We start from the raw sequence: 1736 nt of genomic DNA, 5'->3' as shown, positions 1-1736 counted from the left end.
CCTATTCCACGGTATTCAGGGGCGTTCCCGACCTCTTGACCATCTATCTCCTGTATTTCGGCGGTAGCATGGCGCTGACTGCGGTTGGCCATTGGTTTGGCGCCCAGGGCTTCCTTGGATTGCCGGCTTTCGCCACAGGCACAACGGCAATCGGCATAATTTCGGGTGCCTATCAGGCGGAGGTATTCCGCGGTGCCTACATCGCCATCGACCGCGGCCAGATCGAAGCAGCCCGGGCCTATGGCATGCCGCCTGCGCTCATGTTGCGCCGGGTGATCGCACCCCAGCTTATGCGTCACGCCATCCCGGGGTTAGGGAATGTGTGGCAACTGGTGCTCAAGGATTCAGCGCTGATTTCGGTAATCGGGCTTGTCGAACTAATGCGTCAGGCACAGATCGGGGCTGGATCGACGCGCGAGCCGTTTCTCTTCTACACGGCTGCAGCCGCGCTCTACCTGGCCATCGCCTCAACCACGGGATTGCTGTTCAAGCGCGCTGAACGCCGCGCCCTTCGCGGCATTCGGAGGGTGTGATGGATTTCGCCTTTTTCGCTGAAATATTGCCAAAGCTGGTTGCCGGCCTGCCGCTGACGCTTGAGCTTGCCGGCACGTCCATCCTGCTCGGCGCCATCCTCGCCTTGGCTTTGGCGCTGGCCCAGCGCCTCCGTCAGCCTTTGATTGACTGGCCGATCAAGGGTTTCGTCGCGGTGTTTCGCGGCACGCCCCTGTTGGTCCAGATATTCCTGGTTTACTACGGCCTTGGCCAGTTTCGGCCGACATTGCAGGAACTTGGTTTGTGGGGCCTTTTCCGCGAACCTTATTGGTGTGCCATCCTCGCGCTAACCCTCAACACCGCAGCCTATGGCAGTGAAATCCTCCGCGGCGCCATGCAGTCGGTCCCGTCCGGCCAGATTGAGGCGGCGCAGGCCTTTGGCATGACGCGACTGATGACCTTGCGCCGCATCGTCCTGCCGATCGCACTGCGCCAGGCTTTGCCAAGCTACGGCAACGAAATCATTTTGATGGTCAAGGGAACCTCACTTGCATCCATCGTTACGCTGATGGAAATCACCGGCATCGCCCAGGGCATCATCTCGCAAACCTACCGGGCCATGGAAGTTTTCGTCTGCGCCGGCGCTATCTACCTGATCCTCAATTTCATCATCACCCGGACGCTGGGCCGGCTCGAATACAATCTGTCACGGCATCTGCGCCCTGCATCGGGCCTTTCGACCGGTCCAACGTGATGGCTGGCGCTCACAGCATTCGTTTTAGGGAGTTTTTTGCATATGAGGGATTTCGAGAAGCCAAACCGGTCGCTCGTGGTCGCACAGCATGGCATGGCCGCGACGTCCCATCCGTCGGCCACGCTTGCGGCCATCCGGATCCTGGAGGCGGGCGGCAACGCACTCGACGCGGCCATCGCCGCCAGCGCCGTCCAGTGCGTGGTCGAACCGGGATCGACCGGCATCGGCGGAGATTGTTTCGTACTGATGTCGAAGGAAGGCTCCAGCGAGATCATCGCCTACAACGGATCCGGCCGTGCCCCTGCGGCTGCAACAGCCGATTGGTATGCATCTCAGGGCATCACGGACATCGAGCGTCACTCACCGCATGCGGTGACGGTTCCCGGTGCGGTCGACGCCTGGACCCAGCTCAACGCCGATCATGGAAAACTGCCGCTGGGCAAGCTTTTCGCTCCTGCGATCGAGTTCGCCGAAAGCGGCTACGCCATCT

At 60.9% G+C, this 1736-nt stretch carries 3 protein-coding genes; all 3 read left to right on the top strand.

Going from position 1 to position 1736, the window contains the following annotated elements; translation table 11 throughout:
• Positions 1-533 (top strand): ABC transporter permease (locus tag NKJ88_RS32870; RefSeq protein WP_352446971.1); only part of this gene is annotated, 533 nt, incomplete at its 5' end.
• On the top strand, positions 533-1246 hold the full coding sequence (locus tag NKJ88_RS32865; RefSeq protein ID WP_352446970.1) for an ABC transporter permease: 714 nt from the start codon (positions 533-535) through the stop codon (positions 1244-1246). The genes NKJ88_RS32870 and NKJ88_RS32865, both read left to right, overlap by 1 nt.
• 42 nt (positions 1247-1288) lie before the next feature.
• A partial coding sequence (locus tag NKJ88_RS32860; RefSeq protein ID WP_352446969.1) for a gamma-glutamyltransferase occupies positions 1289-1736 on the top strand: 448 nt, incomplete at its 3' end.

The sequence above is a fragment of the Mesorhizobium sp. M0016 genome, from assembly GCF_040324035.1.
GTDB lineage: Bacteria > Pseudomonadota > Alphaproteobacteria > Rhizobiales > Rhizobiaceae > Mesorhizobium.
Note: the sequence above shows the minus strand (reverse complement) of the source record. Positions and strands in the feature narration are given on the sequence as shown.

Coding starts and splice junctions, on each gene's coding strand:
- NKJ88_RS32865 (WP_352446970.1), top strand. CDS start 533: ATGGATTTCGCCTTTTTCGCTGAAATATTGCCAAAGCTGGTTGCCGGC.